Here is a 13,504-nt window from a genome sequence, read left to right on the forward strand (position 1 = left end):
AGGTGCCTGGGTTTGGGGCGGCTGCGCCACCCAGCGCGGGGCAAGCCCGCTCACTACAGATGATGTGTTCTACATCCGCCATTTAACTGACTGGCATTAGGGCTTGCTCCCTACCGCATCATGTCAGAGGCCCTTGAGGTCGCGCTCTTCAATCGGCCGGCTCTGGCGCATGCGCTTGCCGCCCAGCACGATCCAGTCGATCAAGCGATACAGGCACTCCAAGCCGAACGACAACAACATCGCCCCACCCAGCCCCCAGCCCATGGCTTCGGGCGTGAGCAGGATCTGGTAGCTGTAGCCGTTCCAGGTTTCCCGACGAATGTCCGGGTCGGCGGCCACCGCCACTTGCAGGGCGCGGATATACCACGGGCCTTGCATGGCCTGGAATTGCTTGTCCAACGCCACCTGGCGGTCGAGCAAGGTACCCAGACTGTTGGCATCGCTGCGGAACACCGGGTCGTCGCTGGCGCGGTAATGCGCCACCAATGCCTGCAAGTCGCCGTTGAAGAACTGTTGCGCGGTGGCATCGAAGCCACGCAGGCCGGTCTGGGCTTCGATCAAGTGAGCTTCGACGCGCTTGGCATAGTCGTTGATAAACCCCGGTACTTGCACACCGACCAGCAAGCCAATGGCAAACAGTACCAACCGCAGATAACTGAGCAACATGGTCGATATCCTTACTCGGTGACACCCTGGCTGACGCATTCACCGCGTCGCCACAGGCTCCATTGGCCCGGTTCGTAGCGGGTCCAGTTTTCGTTGTCGGTCAAAGGTTCGGTGGCGATGACCGTGACCACGTCATCGGGCGTGGTTTCGGCCTGAAAATCGACGATCACGTCGACATCCTTCAAGCGCGCCGGGCCGAAAGGGGCGCGCCGGGTGATCTGTGCCAGTTTGGTCGAGCAGTAGCAAAACAGCCAGTCGCCGTCACTGAGCAGGCAGTTGAACACGCCTTTGCTGCGGTATTCGGCACAAGCGGCGATCAGGTCAGGCAAGACCTGTTCGATCTCCACAGGTTCGGGGAAGGCCTCACGCACGCGGTTGAGCAAGTCGCAGAATGCCGCTTCGCTGTCGGTATCGCCCACCGGCCGGTAGAACGTGGCGCGGGGGTTGAAGTCCGCCAGCTGGCCGTTGTGCGCAAAACACCAGTTGCGCCCCCACAGTTCGCGCACGAACGGGTGGGTATTGGACAGGCACACCTTGCCCACGTTGGCCTGGCGGATATGACCAATCACCACTTCACTTTTGATGGGATAACGCTGCACCAGCAAGGCGACTTCCGACTCACTGCTGGCAGCCGGGTCCTGGAACAGGCGCAGGCCACGGCCTTCATAGAAAGCAATGCCCCAGCCATCACGGTGGGGGCCGGTGCGTCCGCCGCGCTGCATCAGCCCGGTAAAACTGAATACGATATCGGTGGGGACGTTGGCACTCATGCCCATCAATTCACACATGCCAGGGCTCTCGCTGCAGGGCGGACGACGTCAAAGGCGCGGCTCGACCCGTACACCACTGACCGGTGCCGGGCGGCGCAAGGGTTCCTCGTCGTCCTGCTCGGCGGCCAACGCGGCATCGACCGCCGCCTTGCGCTCGCGACGGGCATTGGCGGCGCGCTCGATGGGCCAGCGGATCAACACAAACACGAGATACACGGCAAACGCGATCATCGTGTACATGAACAGATCGGAAATGGCCCGCCAGGCGTTATTGCCGACCTTGAGCACCAGGTCCATGGCGGTGATGGCTACCGCCGGGGCGAACTGGGTCTTGACCGGGTCGACGATGGTCGGGCTGAACAGCAACACGGCCATCAGCAATTGCAGCGGCTCGCGCAGCCAACGCCAGATCCAGCGGGTCAGGCGCCACCATACCAACAGGCAGCCCAAAGCGGCGAAGGCGTAAAGGCCCCAAGCGATCAGATAGTCGTTCTCGGTCATGGTGTCCATGGCAAGGTAGGCAAACAGGCGGCTATGATAACGGCTTTTGCGCGTCTCGGCTGCAATGCCTGCGACCCTGCGCCAGACGGAGAGTATTCCATGCCTATAGCGACCGCCCCGATTGCCCGCAAGGGTCAAGGCCCAGACCCTTACGCCTGGCTGCAAGAGCGTGACAACCCCGAAGTACTTGATTACCTCAGGGCTGAAAACGCCTGGCAGGAAGCACAGCTCGCCGACCAGAAAGCCCTGCGCGAAACCCTGTTCGAAGAAATCAAGGGGCGCATCCTGGAAACCGACCTGTCCCTGCCCTCGCCCTGGGGACCGTACCTGTATTACACACGGACCACCGCGGGTGACGAATACGCTCGCCACTATCGCTGCCGCCGCCCGGCGGATGACAGCCACCAAGTGGATGAGAGCAGCGAAGAGCTGCTGCTTGACCCCAACGCGCTGGCCAAGGGTGGTTTCTTCTCCCTCGGCGCCTTCAGTATCAGCCCGGACCATCAGCGCCTGGCCTACAGCGTGGATACCAGCGGTGAAGAGATCTACACCCTGTACGTGAAGGAATTGGCCACCGACAAAGTCAGCGAACTGGAGTTCGAAAACTGCGACGGCAGCATGACCTGGGCCAATGACAGCCTGACCCTGTTTTTCGGCGAACTGGACGATACCCATCGCCCGCACAAACTGCATCGCTATCGCCTGGACGGTACGGCGGCGCAGGAGGTGTTCCACGAGCCCGACGGACGTTTCTTCCTGCATTGCTACCGCTCCAGCTCCGAGCGCCAGCTGCTGCTGGCCCTGGGCAGCAAGACCACCAGCGAGACCTGGGCATTGAACGCCGACCACCCAGAGCAGGACTTCACCTGCCTGGCGCCACGGGTCGAGGACCATGAATACGATGTCGACCACGGCCAGCGTGACGGCGAGTGGACCTGGTTTATCCGCAGCAACCGCGACGGCATCAACTACGCACTGTTCGTCGCCGCCGACACCGGCAGCGTGCCCGACGAGGCCGACTGGCAGAACCTGATCCCCCACAGCGACGAGGTCATGCTCGACGGTGTGAGCCTGAACGCCGGCGCCATGACCCTCAGCCTGCGCATCGGCGGCCTGCCGGTGATCGAAGTGCACCCTCAGGGCATGCCGACGTACCGCGTGGAATTACCCGACGCTGCCTATAGCCTCTACGTACAAAACAGCCTGGAATTTTCCAGCGACAAGATCCGCCTGCGCTACGAAGCCCTGAATCGCCCGGCCCAGGTCCGTCAGCTCGAACTGGCGACAGGCGCGCAAACGGTGCTCAAGGAGACCCCGGTGCTCGGCGCATTCAACGCCGACGACTACGTCAGCCAGCGCCTGTGGGCGAGCTCCGTCGACGGCACCCAGGTGCCAATCAGCCTGGTGGTCAAGCGTGACCAGCTCGGTAAAACCACACCGCTGTACCTCTACGGCTACGGCGCCTACGGTTCGAGCCTGGACCCGTGGTTTTCGCATGCACGCCTGAGCCTGCTCGACCGTGGCGTCGCCTTTGCCATTGCCCATGTGCGCGGCGGTGGCGAGCTGGGGGAAGCCTGGTATCGCAACGGCAAGCAGGCGCACAAGCAGAATACCTTCAGCGACTTTATCGCCTGCGCCGAGCACCTGATCGCCCAGGGCCTGACCACATCCAGACAATTGGCGATCAGCGGCGGCAGCGCCGGTGGCCTGTTGATCGGCGCGGTACTCAACCAGCGCCCGGAGCTGTTCCAGGCGGCGATTGCCGAAGTGCCGTTCGTCGACGTGCTCAACACCATGCTCGACCCGGAGCTGCCATTGACCATCACCGAGTACGACGAGTGGGGCAACCCTGAAGAGCCCGAGGTCTACGCACGCCTCAAGGCTTACGCGCCTTACGAAAACGTCAGCGCGCAAGCCTACCCGGCCACCTTGGTGATCGCCGGCTACAACGACAGCCGCGTGCAGTACTGGGAAGCCGCCAAGTGGGTGGCCAAGCTGCGTGACACCAAGACGGACGACAACCTGCTGCTGCTCAAGACCGAACTGGGCGCCGGCCATGGCGGCATGAGTGGCCGGTACCAGGGACTGCGTGACGTGGCGCTTGAGTACGGTTTTGTGTTCAAGGCCCTGGGGTTGGCCTAACCGCCGGGCGTCTTCGGCTTGCTGTCGCTCTGTTGCAGGCCAGGCACCGTCTGGTCTTTCGGCGGCGTGGGCAACACAATCGGTTCCAGCGCGGGCGAGCCGTTGACAGTGGCCTTGGGGGCGGCGGGGGGGCTGACTTGCGGATACAACGTGGGGGTCGGTGTGCCCGGGGCACCTGGGGTTGGCGCGGGTGCGACGGGCACGGTTTGCGCCTCTTGCGCCTGCGCCGTACCCAATGTGAGCGCGCCCAGCACAATGGCCGTTAGAATGTTGCACTTCATCGATGGCTCCATGGCCTGACCGGAATACCGTAAGGCTACTCCCAACCGCGCAAGAATGCCCTTCTCAATGAGATTTCCATGAAACGTTTCGTTCTGCTGGACACCACCCCGATCCCCGACAACGGCGGTGCCTTGTGCCTGTTCGAATATGGCGAGGATTTTGTCATCAAGATTCAGGGGGGCGATGGCGGCCAGTTGATGAATACACGCATGCATGGCTCCGAGGATGCGCTGGCGGAAATTCCCTGCCGCAAGGTCGCCGGCCGGCCGGGTTCACGCGTATTGATCGGCGGCCTGGGCATGGGCTTTACCCTGGCCTCGGCCCTCAAGCACCTGGGCAAGACGGCCGAAGTGGTGGTCGCGGAGTTGGTACCGGGCGTGGTCGAGTGGAACCGCGGCCCGCTCGGGGAGAAGTCCGGGCGCCCGTTGCTGGACCCGCGCACGGTGATCCGCCTGGAGGACGTGGCCAAGGTGCTGCAAGCCGAGCCCCAGGGCTTTGACGCGATCATGCTCGATGTGGACAACGGCCCCGAGGGCCTGACGCAAAAGGCCAATAGTTGGTTGTATTCCGCCGCCGGCCTGGCCGCCTGCGCCAAGGCCCTGCGCCCCAAAGGCGTGCTGGCCGTGTGGTCGGCCAGCGCCGACAGGCTGTTCAGCGACAAACTGCGCAAGGCCGGGTTCAAGGCCGAAGAAGTGCAAGTCTTTGCCCATGGCAACAAGGGCACCCGGCATACCATCTGGATTGCGGAAAAAATCAAAGGTTGAACACAGAGGGTCAGTTCAGGGACTTGCGGTAATCGATCACGTACGGCACTTTCTTGTCGAACGTCTTTTCCAGCTCGTTGCGGTCCAGCTGGGTCATGCCGCCCAGTTGATGTGCGGTAAAACCGCTGTCACCGACCGGTGAGCCCGGTGCCAGGCTGACCATACGCTTGGCCACCGCTTCAATGGCATCCTTGTAGCCGCCCTTCTTGTCCAGGTTGTAGGCGCCCAGGTCGATCTGGGTGCGCAGCCAGTTGCCCCAGTAGAACTCCAGGAATTCCGGCGCGATGGCGCCATCGTCCGGCTTGCCGTAGGCGGCCTTGCGGGTGAAATACACCAGGCTGCGGAAAGTGTCGTCCTGCAGGTTCTTGAAGCCCAGGTGCGCCGGCAATTTCGCGGGCGACAACGCCTGGCCCTGGTTGTCCTTGAGCCAGACCTTGCGCGCCGCCTGCATGCGCTGCCAGAAAGCGGCCATGTCCGGGCTGCCGCTGAAATCATCGGTGACCTTGACCCACATTTTCAGCTTGGGACCGCCGCCGGGCACTTCCCACAAGGTGGTGAAGCTGTGGTGACCGTCGGTGAGGTACAACTGACCGGCCGGGCCGACGACCACGGTCTTCATGTCTTCGGGATGGGCGCCTACCGGGTCCTTGCAGGTGAAACTGCTCGGTTGGTGCAGGTCGGCCTTTTTCGGCACTTTGTCGGCCGCGCCCTGGCCGTTGGTCTCGCAGTACTCATCGAAGACCTTGGCCGGCTTGTCGGCGAACAAGCCCAGGCTGTAGTAGATCTGGTCAAAACCCACCACAGCCTGGGTCGGGTGCAGTTGTTCAAGGGCAACCTCGATCACCTGCCCCGGCTTGGGCGTGGAGAACGCCTGGGCCTGGGCGGTGACGACACACAGCAGTAACGCAACAATCCATGAATGCAGACGCATGAGTTTCAGATCCTTGTATGTAAAGTGAAGCAGTCATTTACAGCGCGAGCGGCTAGAATCAACCCTATCCGTGAACCCGCAAATAGCCAGGAGCCATGATGAGCTCGACCAACCCGCCCTCCCACACCGCCAAGCTGGATCGCATCCTCGCCGATGCCCAGCGCGACCGGGAAATGGGCTACCGCGACAAAGCCTTGAAGATGTACCCACACGTATGCGGCCGCTGCGCCCGGGAGTTTTCCGGAAAACGCTTGAGTGAACTGACAGTACACCACCGCAACCATAACCATGATGACAACCCCCAGGATGGCTCCAACTGGGAGCTGCTGTGCCTGTATTGCCACGACAACGAACACTCGCGCTACACCGACCAGCAGTACTTCGGCGACGGCTCCACCAGCAGCCCGACCATTGCCAAGGCCACCCATAACCCGTTTGCGGCGTTGGCTGGGTTAATGAAGAAGGACAGCTGATAAATAGGGGGTTGTCGGTGCCGGCCTCATCGGGAGCAAGTCGAATCGTCGCACCGCCCCTCCTACATTTTGATGGGTGAATACCGTCAAATTTGTGGGGGCTTGCTCCCGATAGCGATCGCCCAAGCACTACAGCAGGCCGAGGCCGTATAATCGCGGTTTTTCTGCAAGGCACCCTTTCCCGTGGGCAATAAACGCTACAGCTGCATCGGTCTGTATAACCCCAAATCCCCCGAGAACGTCGGCTCGGTGATGCGTGCCGCCGGCTGCTACGGCGTGGCCTCGGTGTTCTACACCGGCGTGCGTTACGAGCGCGCCCGGGACTTCATCACCGATACCAAGAAGGTCCACCACGACATTCCCCTGATCGGCATCGATGACCTGAAAAAGATCCTGCCCCTGGGCTGTATCCCGGTCGCCGTGGAACTGGTGGAAGGCGCCCGCCCGCTGCCCGAATACACTCACCCCGACCGCGCGCTGTACATCTTCGGCCCCGAAGATGGCTCCCTCGACAAAGAGATTCGTGACTGGTGTGAGGACGTGGTGTACATCCCGACTACCGGCTGCATGAACCTCGCCGCCACGGTCAACGTGGTGCTCTACGATCGCCTGGCCAAGGGCAACAACACCCGTTCAGGCCCCAAGTATTAATTTTCCGGGAACATCCGGCGCCTGCAAACAGTCAGCTATTTACACTTGCCCTTGTTGGAGAGAGATCATGAGCGACAGCAAATACCTGCGACCGGCGATCGAACACGCCCCACTCGACACACAGCCCACCCAGAACGTGCACGGCTGGGAACGTATCGGTTCGGTGGCCGGCGGCGTGATGATGGTCGGCAAAGGCCTGCGCCGTGGCGGGATTTTCGGCTTGATCCAAGTGGCAATCGGCGGCGTGGCGCTGGCCCGTGGTTTTACCGGGCACAGCTCGCTCAAAGACAAGCTGGAGCAGGGTCGCCAGGAAATGAACAGCGTGCGCACGAAGATCGAGCGTGCCGGCCAAGAGTTGAAGAACCTCAAGACCAAGGCGGAAGTCGCCGCAGAAAAAGCCACCAAGACTGCTGGTTAATCGCCGCCCCCTTCCACACTTTGATCGGTACATGACTGGGGATCAACGCAACAGCTTGGTCTCCAGCACCACCGACGACTCGCCGATCACACTTTCAGCCAATTGCACGAACTGCGCAGTGGTGATGCTGTTCACCCGCATGACCGCTTGTGCCAGATCGTCCAGCGAACGCTTGTTGTGGGTTTTCACGCGGATTTCGCGGTCGAGCTCCTGCAACAGCAGCACCGCCTGGGCCACCGCCCCGGCGCTGATGTGCTCGCCGCGCAATGTGCTGACGCCCTTGCCGTCCTTGCCCAACCGCGCCTGTATGGCCGCGTAGCGCTCATCGGTTATACCTCCGGCGCGCCGCATCAGCTCGATCGCGTAATACTCGCCCAGGCCCTCGCGAATCCAATCGCTGCTGTCGTGATCATTGAAGCGGCCGATGGCCTGCACCACTTCGCGGATCAGCGGGCTGCTGCCGTTTTCGCTGACCAGTGGCGTGCGGCTGCTGAGGTAGATCGAATCGCGCGATGCCACCACGCCCCGGCGCATCGGGTCGTTGGCGCCCACGATCAACAGTTTCGCTGGATGGCGCGGAAACGCCGCTTCCACTTGCGGCCAGACGAATGTCAGCAGCGTCAAAACATCCATGCGGCGCATGCCCTGGCCCTTGGGCGAGGCCACGGTGACTTCGGTTGCACCCAGCCGTATGCGACGGCTGCCGAGGGTGCCGGCGAGCATCCAGCCGGTGGGGCGGTCGAACAGGCGGGAGACGTTATCGACGCGAAATTTGTTTTTACCGATGCGCGGCCAGGCGGTTTCGATGCTCTTCCAACCGGAGGGCAATTCGAACACCAGGCGCGAAACCAACTCGGTTCCGTCCTGTTGGTCGAGCCGAGCGGTTGGCACCAGGTCTTCACCGCGCAGCAGCGCCCAGTTGGGCGTCATCCGTGTTTCATAGACACCGGGCTTGCGGGCATGGGTAAGGCGCACGCGGTAGGTCAGGCTGGACTTGTCGGCACTGGGCTGCCAGAGGCCGCGGCTGCCGGTAACGGTCCACTGACCGTCGGCCTTGAAATCGCTGTAATCGCCCGCGCGCCCCAGGTCCAGGTTGAGGCTGCGCACCGCCGAGCCTTGGGACAGGCTCACGCGCACTTCGGCCTGATCGCTCTGGGGCAGCAACTTGACGTGATAATCCAGGTCGACTTTGTTCGCACACCACGCCGACATGCTCAGCGCCAGCAACACCAGGCTTGCCGCCAGCTTGGTTCCCCCCCGCATACACACTCCTTGGTCAACCGGCACGGAAGATCAGGTAATCCTCCCAGTCGTCTTCGGGCACGCTGCCTTCGCTGAGCATGCGCCCGGACTGGGAAATGCGTTCGTGATGGACCGCATCGCGGTCACCGCAGACCAGGTGGTGCCACAGCGGCAGGTCTTTGCGCTCGCTGACCAGGCGGTAGGCGCAGGTCGGCGGCAGCCATTTGAACTGATCAGCCTGGCCCGGCGTGAGCTGGATGCAATCAGGCACCGAGGCGCGACGGTTCGGGTAGTCGGTGCACTGGCAGGTTTTCAGGTCGAGGAGTTTGCAGGCGATACGCGTGTAATAAACACTGTTGTCGTCTTCATCCTCGAGCTTTTGCAGGCAGCACAGGCCACAGCCGTCGCACAACGACTCCCACTCCTCCTGGTCGAGGTGTTCAAGGGTTTTGCGTATCCAGAAAGGTTCGACTTTGGCGGCCATGGCTCTACATCAACATCATCAGGTGAAAAGGCCGCCAGTCTAGTGCCCAAGCCCCTTGGGGCCAAGCGCTTACGACTGGCGGTGCGACCAGACTTGTCAGTCTAGTCGCCGCGCAGTAGCTTTGAGCACCGAATTGACGATCAGGAACTTGCCCATGAGCCGTGTTGCCGACTACCCGATTCATACCCAATTCACCGACCGTTGGTCGCCCCGGGCCTTTACCGGCGAAAGCATTCCGCAAGAGACGCTGCTGAGCTTTTTCGAAGCCGCACGCTGGGCACCGTCGGCCTACAACTCACAGCCGTGGCGCTTCCTGTATGCGCGTCGCGACACGCCGAACTGGGAGCGCTTCCTGAGCCTGCTCAATGAATTCAACCGGGGCTGGGCACAGCACGCGTCGGCCTTGGTGATCATCGCCTCGAAAACCGACTTCATCGCCCCCGGCGCCAGCGAAGAAACCCCGGCACTGTGGCACACCTTTGACACCGGTTCTGCCTGGGGTCACCTGGCCCTGCAAGCCAGCCTCGCCGGCTGGCACACCCACGGCATGGCCGGCTTCGATCAGGAACTGACGCGCAAGGAGCTGAAGATTCCGCAAGGTTATGCGCTGCACGCCGCCGTGGCCGTGGGCAAACTGGGCGATAAATCGACCTTGCCTGAATACCTGCAAGGCCGTGAAGCGCCGAGCTCGCGCCGGCCGTTGAGCGAGCTGATCTGCGAGGGTGACTTCAGCCTCTGACGCTATGTGGAAGGGGCAAGCCCTGATGCCAGTCAGTTAAAGATTAACGCGGTCACTGTGGGAGGGGGCTTGCTCCCGATAGGCCGCGCAGCGGCCTCAAAAATGGGCCTGCTACGCAGGCCATCGGGAGCAGGCCCCCTCCCACAATGTGTTCCGAGTGCAGTCAGTAACCGCGCGCGAAATCCACTTCCCCGCGCAACGCCTGCTTGGCCTGATACGCCCGCAGGTTCTGCACAAACAACGCCACCATCTTCGCAGGCGACGTCGGCGCCGAACTGTGCCCGGTCAGCAGCAGGCCCCAGGCGGTCCAGAACGGGTGGCGCTGCGGCAACGGTTCCTGGCGGCACACGTCGATCACCGCGCCGGCCAGGTGCCCTTCTTTCAACGCCTCGACCAGATCGGCATCGACCACCGCCACGCCGCGCCCGACGTTGATGAACAACGCGGTAGGCTTGAATTGCTTGAACAGCGCCGCGTCGTACAGGTCATGGGTGTCGGGCGTGTTGGGCAGCAGGTTGACCACGTAGTCCACCTCCCCCACCAACCGGCCCAATTGATCGAGCGCGGCCACTTCAATAAATGGCGCCTGCTCACGTGCGGTGCTGGCGATACCGTAGAGCTCGACGCCAAACGGCAACAGAAACTCTGCCACGCTCTGGCCGATATCGCCGGTACCGACTACCAGCACTTTGCGCCCCGCCAGGCTCTGGCCCAGGCGGTTGTCCCATTTGCGCTCGACCTGGCTGACCAGCCGCGCCAGCACTTCACGCTCATGGCCCAGCATGTAGGTGAGTACAAACTCGGCCATGACCTGGCCAAAGATGCCGACCGCACGGGTCAGGCGATAGTTGCGCGGCAAGCCTTCGGCCAGTAGCGGCGTGATACCCGCCCAGGTCGATTGCAACCATTGCGGCTGGTGGCCCTGACGCAACAGGGTCGCCAGCAGGTCCGGCTGGCCCAGCCACACCGGGCAATCGGCGGCCAGGCGCGACAGTTCGGCGGAATCGCCGCTGGTCAATACTTCAAGGTCCGGAGCCGCTGCGCGCAGCAGTTGGGCGTAGAGCGGGTGATCCTGTTCAGCAATCAGAACACGCATGGTTCAAACCTTTCAAAAACAGTGCAGACGGCCGCCCGCATCCTTACGGCCACCGCCAACTAATACGAGTCCATGGAAGAAGGTGCCCTGAACCGGGCACTGATCGATTACACCGGGTCGTTGCGGCGCAGCAGCTCTTCGGGCAAGTGTTCGATGTACTCGTCCTCGGCCGGCGGCATTTGCAGGTGGTAGCCCTGCTTGTCGAGGTTTTCCAGGACTTGCACGATGTCTTCCTGTTGCAGCTTGCGCTCGGGCGTCAGCACCAGGTCGAACGCGTGCACCGGCTTGCCGAACACCGTGACCAAGCCTTCGGGCACGCGCTCCAAAGCATCGCTTTTGAGTACGTAGAGGTACATGCCGGCACGTTTCGGGCTGCGGTAGATGGAGCAAATACGTTTCAAGGCTGTTCTCCGGCAGTGGCCAGGCTGTCGAGCAGCGCCTGGCCCATCAACTCGCGGCGCCAGCCACGCAGCGAGTCTGGCAATTGGTAAGGCCCATCGGGGTAGCCACTCTTGACCAGGGCTTCGAGGGTTTTCTTGCGCAGCATCAGTTCCGGCGCCATCTCCAGGCGTTCGGCGAACGCCTGGCCCTGGGCACGCAGTGCTTTGATCAGCGCGGCAGCCTCGACCGGCAAGGGTTCTGCAACGGCAGGCGGCCATTGGTCCGCGGGCACGCTAGCGGCACGTTTGATCAGGTCCAGCAGGAACTGGCCGTCCTGACGCACAGTGCGCGGGTGCATGTCTTCGATCTTGCCCAGGGCGGTGAGGTTATCCGGCTGGGTTTTGGCCAGGGGCCATAACGAATGTTCGCGAATGATGCGGTTGCGCGGCAGGTCACGGGCACGGGCCTGCTGTTCGCGCCAGGCGCACAGTTCGCGCAGGACCGCCAGTTGGGCGCGGGACAGTTTCCACGCCAGCTTGGCCTCGCGGTACACCTCGTACGGGTCGACTTCGCGGCGCAGGTTGGCCACCAGTTCGGCGCCGTCTTCCAGCACCCAGGCGTACTTGTCGGCAGACAGTTGCGGGCGCAGGCGCGTGTAGACCTCGGCCAGGTGCACGGCGTCTTCGGCGGCGTAGCTCACTTGGGTCTCGGACAATGGCCGCTGCAGCCAGTCCGAGCGGGTCTCGCCCTTGGGCAACTCGATATCGAGCACGGCGTGCACCAGGCGCGAGTAGCCCATGGAAAAACCAAGGTTCAGGTAGGCCGCGGCCAATTGGGTGTCGAACAACGGCACCGGCAGGCTGCCGGTCAGGCGCAACAGCACTTCGAGGTCTTCGCTGCAGGCATGCACCACCTTGATCACCGCTGGGTTTTCCAGCAAGGCGGCCAACGGTTGCCAGTTGTCGATGGTCAGGGGGTCGATCAGGTAAGCGCGGACGCCATCACCAATCTGGATCAGCCCGGCAATGGGATAAAAAGTGTCGACCCGCATGAATTCGGTATCGAGGGCAACGAATGGCAACTGCTGCCATTCGGCGCAATGCTGGCCGAGGCTATCGTTGTCGCAGATCCAGTGAATATCGATGGCCACACGGCTCTCCCTTGAAGAATGGCGCGCAGTATATATCGCGAAAGGGGCTTGCGAGCATTCGCAGTGCACACACGATCATGAAAACTCCGACAAGAAATGGAGAATAGTCCGACGAGCGGGACTTATCCTCTCTTACGCAGAACGTAGACCCGCCATAACTGGGAGCCTGGGAGGAATTCCTGGTAATTCAGGACCTTGAAACCGGCCTGGCGGAATTCGCCTTCCACCGCCGCGCGCGCGCTCACCGAGACGATCACCGTGTCACGGCTGACCCGATGAAACTCGTGCAGCAAGGCCAGGCGCACCTCGCTGTCGTGGACGTGGCGAAACAATTCCAGGCAGAAAATGCAGTCCACCGCATTCGCCGACAAGCCAATGGAAAACGCTGACCCCTGGAAGGTCTTGATCCGCTTGAGCAACGTCGCCGGATGATGGGTGCGGGCGTGGTCGAGCATGGCCTGCGAGTTGTCCGAGGCCAGGATCACCCGGTTGACGTGTTCGCCCAGCACCGGCCAGAACCGCCCCGAGCCGCAGGCCAGGTCGAGGATCAGCCCCGGCTCGCCGGCCACGCTCAACGCATGGCGCACCAGCCGCGCAGTCCGCCAAGCGGCCAGGCGCTGCAACAGCCTTGGCGGACGGGTGTCACCGCACACCCGGGCATGTTCACGGTCACAGCGCTCGGTGAATTCGATCTCGATGGAGGATGGTGAATGTGGCGACATCGCGGGCTCATGTAAGCGAAACGGTAGTAAGCGTCCTTGATTCACAGCTTAACCATCGCAACGTGAAAAAAAGGTCGAAACCGTCACGACTA

General features: G+C 62.3%; 17 protein-coding genes. 6 read left to right on the forward strand and 11 right to left on the reverse strand.

Translation table 11 applies throughout. The annotated features are described in order from the left end of the window. Positions 1–123: 123 nt before the first annotated feature. From DK870_RS22120 to DK870_RS22130, 3 genes are read right to left on the reverse strand one after another with little or no spacing between them, the layout of a single operon-like run. Complete coding sequence (locus DK870_RS22120) at positions 124–666, reverse strand: DUF2937 family protein (protein ID WP_060753122.1); 543 nt, start codon at positions 664–666, stop codon at positions 124–126. 11 nt (positions 667–677) lie between these two features. Further along, positions 678–1,454 (reverse strand): class II glutamine amidotransferase, encoded by a 777-nt coding sequence (locus DK870_RS22125; protein ID WP_090366180.1) that lies wholly within the window; start codon positions 1,452–1,454, stop codon positions 678–680. A 30-nt stretch (positions 1,455–1,484) separates the two neighbouring features. Beyond that, positions 1,485–1,946, reverse strand: coding sequence for a hypothetical protein (locus DK870_RS22130; RefSeq protein WP_060753120.1), 462 nt, complete (start codon positions 1,944–1,946; stop codon positions 1,485–1,487). 90 nt (positions 1,947–2,036) lie between these two features. On the opposite strand from DK870_RS22130, the gene DK870_RS22135 reads away from it, so the two are divergent. After that, positions 2,037–4,079 carry a S9 family peptidase gene (locus tag DK870_RS22135; RefSeq protein WP_161549688.1) on the forward strand — a complete coding sequence of 681 codons (2,043 nt, stop codon included), beginning with the start codon at positions 2,037–2,039 and terminating at the stop codon, positions 4,077–4,079. Here the strand turns inward: DK870_RS22135 and DK870_RS22140 are convergent. Then, on the reverse strand, positions 4,076–4,360 hold the full coding sequence (locus DK870_RS22140; protein ID WP_060753118.1) for a hypothetical protein: 285 nt from the start codon (positions 4,358–4,360) through the stop codon (positions 4,076–4,078). The genes DK870_RS22135 and DK870_RS22140 overlap by 4 nt on opposite strands. A 78-nt stretch (positions 4,361–4,438) precedes the next feature. Here DK870_RS22140 and DK870_RS22145 point away from each other — a divergent pair, with 78 nt between their 5' ends. Beyond that, the gene (locus DK870_RS22145) at positions 4,439–5,125 is read left to right on the forward strand and encodes a hypothetical protein (protein ID WP_161549689.1); all 687 of its coding nucleotides are present in this window, start codon (positions 4,439–4,441) and stop codon (positions 5,123–5,125) included. 10 nt (positions 5,126–5,135) lie between these two features. Here DK870_RS22145 and DK870_RS22150 read toward each other — a convergent pair whose 3' ends face one another. Then, on the reverse strand, positions 5,136–6,056 hold the full coding sequence (locus tag DK870_RS22150) for a ParB/Srx family N-terminal domain-containing protein (RefSeq protein ID WP_161549690.1): 921 nt from the start codon (positions 6,054–6,056) through the stop codon (positions 5,136–5,138). 98 nt (positions 6,057–6,154) lie between these two features. Here DK870_RS22150 and DK870_RS22155 point away from each other — a divergent pair, with 98 nt between their 5' ends. The 3 genes from DK870_RS22155 to DK870_RS22165 all read left to right on the forward strand — a co-directional run bounded on the left by DK870_RS22155 (position 6,155) and on the right by DK870_RS22165 (position 7,598). Then, entirely contained in the window at positions 6,155–6,529 is a 375-nt protein-coding gene (locus DK870_RS22155; RefSeq protein ID WP_060753115.1) for a YajD family HNH nuclease, read from the forward strand. Between the two features lie 183 nt (positions 6,530–6,712). Continuing rightward, positions 6,713–7,180 carry an RNA methyltransferase gene (locus tag DK870_RS22160; RefSeq protein WP_003189607.1) on the forward strand — a complete coding sequence of 156 codons (468 nt, stop codon included), beginning with the start codon at positions 6,713–6,715 and terminating at the stop codon, positions 7,178–7,180. A 67-nt stretch (positions 7,181–7,247) separates the two neighbouring features. Continuing rightward, positions 7,248–7,598 carry a DUF2892 domain-containing protein gene (locus tag DK870_RS22165; protein WP_060753114.1) on the forward strand — a complete coding sequence of 117 codons (351 nt, stop codon included), beginning with the start codon at positions 7,248–7,250 and terminating at the stop codon, positions 7,596–7,598. A gap of 42 nt (positions 7,599–7,640) precedes the next feature. Here DK870_RS22165 and DK870_RS22170 read toward each other — a convergent pair whose 3' ends face one another. Both DK870_RS22170 and DK870_RS22175 read right to left on the reverse strand, forming a co-directional pair. Next, positions 7,641–8,861, reverse strand: a complete 1,221-nt coding sequence (locus DK870_RS22170) for a hypothetical protein (protein WP_161549691.1) — start codon at positions 8,859–8,861, stop codon at positions 7,641–7,643. A 13-nt stretch (positions 8,862–8,874) separates the two neighbouring features. Next, entirely contained in the window at positions 8,875–9,324 is a 450-nt protein-coding gene (locus DK870_RS22175; RefSeq protein WP_060753112.1) for a YcgN family cysteine cluster protein, read from the reverse strand. A 154-nt stretch (positions 9,325–9,478) separates the two neighbouring features. Here DK870_RS22175 and DK870_RS22180 point away from each other — a divergent pair, with 154 nt between their 5' ends. After that, positions 9,479–10,063 (forward strand): nitroreductase family protein, encoded by a 585-nt coding sequence (locus DK870_RS22180; protein WP_060753111.1) that lies wholly within the window; start codon positions 9,479–9,481, stop codon positions 10,061–10,063. A gap of 163 nt (positions 10,064–10,226) precedes the next feature. Here the strand turns inward: DK870_RS22180 and DK870_RS22185 are convergent, their stop codons facing one another. From DK870_RS22185 to DK870_RS22200, 4 genes are all read right to left on the reverse strand, one after another. Next, complete coding sequence (locus DK870_RS22185) at positions 10,227–11,159, reverse strand: D-2-hydroxyacid dehydrogenase (protein WP_104995809.1); 933 nt, start codon at positions 11,157–11,159, stop codon at positions 10,227–10,229. Positions 11,160–11,266: 107 nt separating this feature from the next. After that, complete coding sequence (locus DK870_RS22190) at positions 11,267–11,560, reverse strand: YcgL domain-containing protein (protein ID WP_060753109.1); 294 nt, start codon at positions 11,558–11,560, stop codon at positions 11,267–11,269. Then, a complete protein-coding gene (gene rnd / locus DK870_RS22195) occupies positions 11,557–12,690 on the reverse strand; it encodes a ribonuclease D (RefSeq protein ID WP_060753108.1) in 1,134 nt (377 codons plus the stop codon). The genes DK870_RS22190 and rnd overlap by 4 nt, the downstream gene beginning before the upstream one ends. Positions 12,691–12,812: 122 nt before the next feature. Next, entirely contained in the window at positions 12,813–13,412 is a 600-nt protein-coding gene (locus DK870_RS22200) for a class I SAM-dependent methyltransferase (protein ID WP_161549692.1), read from the reverse strand. Positions 13,413–13,504: the final 92 nt, after the last annotated feature.

Source organism: Pseudomonas sp. Q1 (genome assembly GCF_009935975.1).
In the GTDB taxonomy this organism is placed as follows: Bacteria; Pseudomonadota; Gammaproteobacteria; order Pseudomonadales; family Pseudomonadaceae; genus Aquipseudomonas; species Aquipseudomonas palleroniana.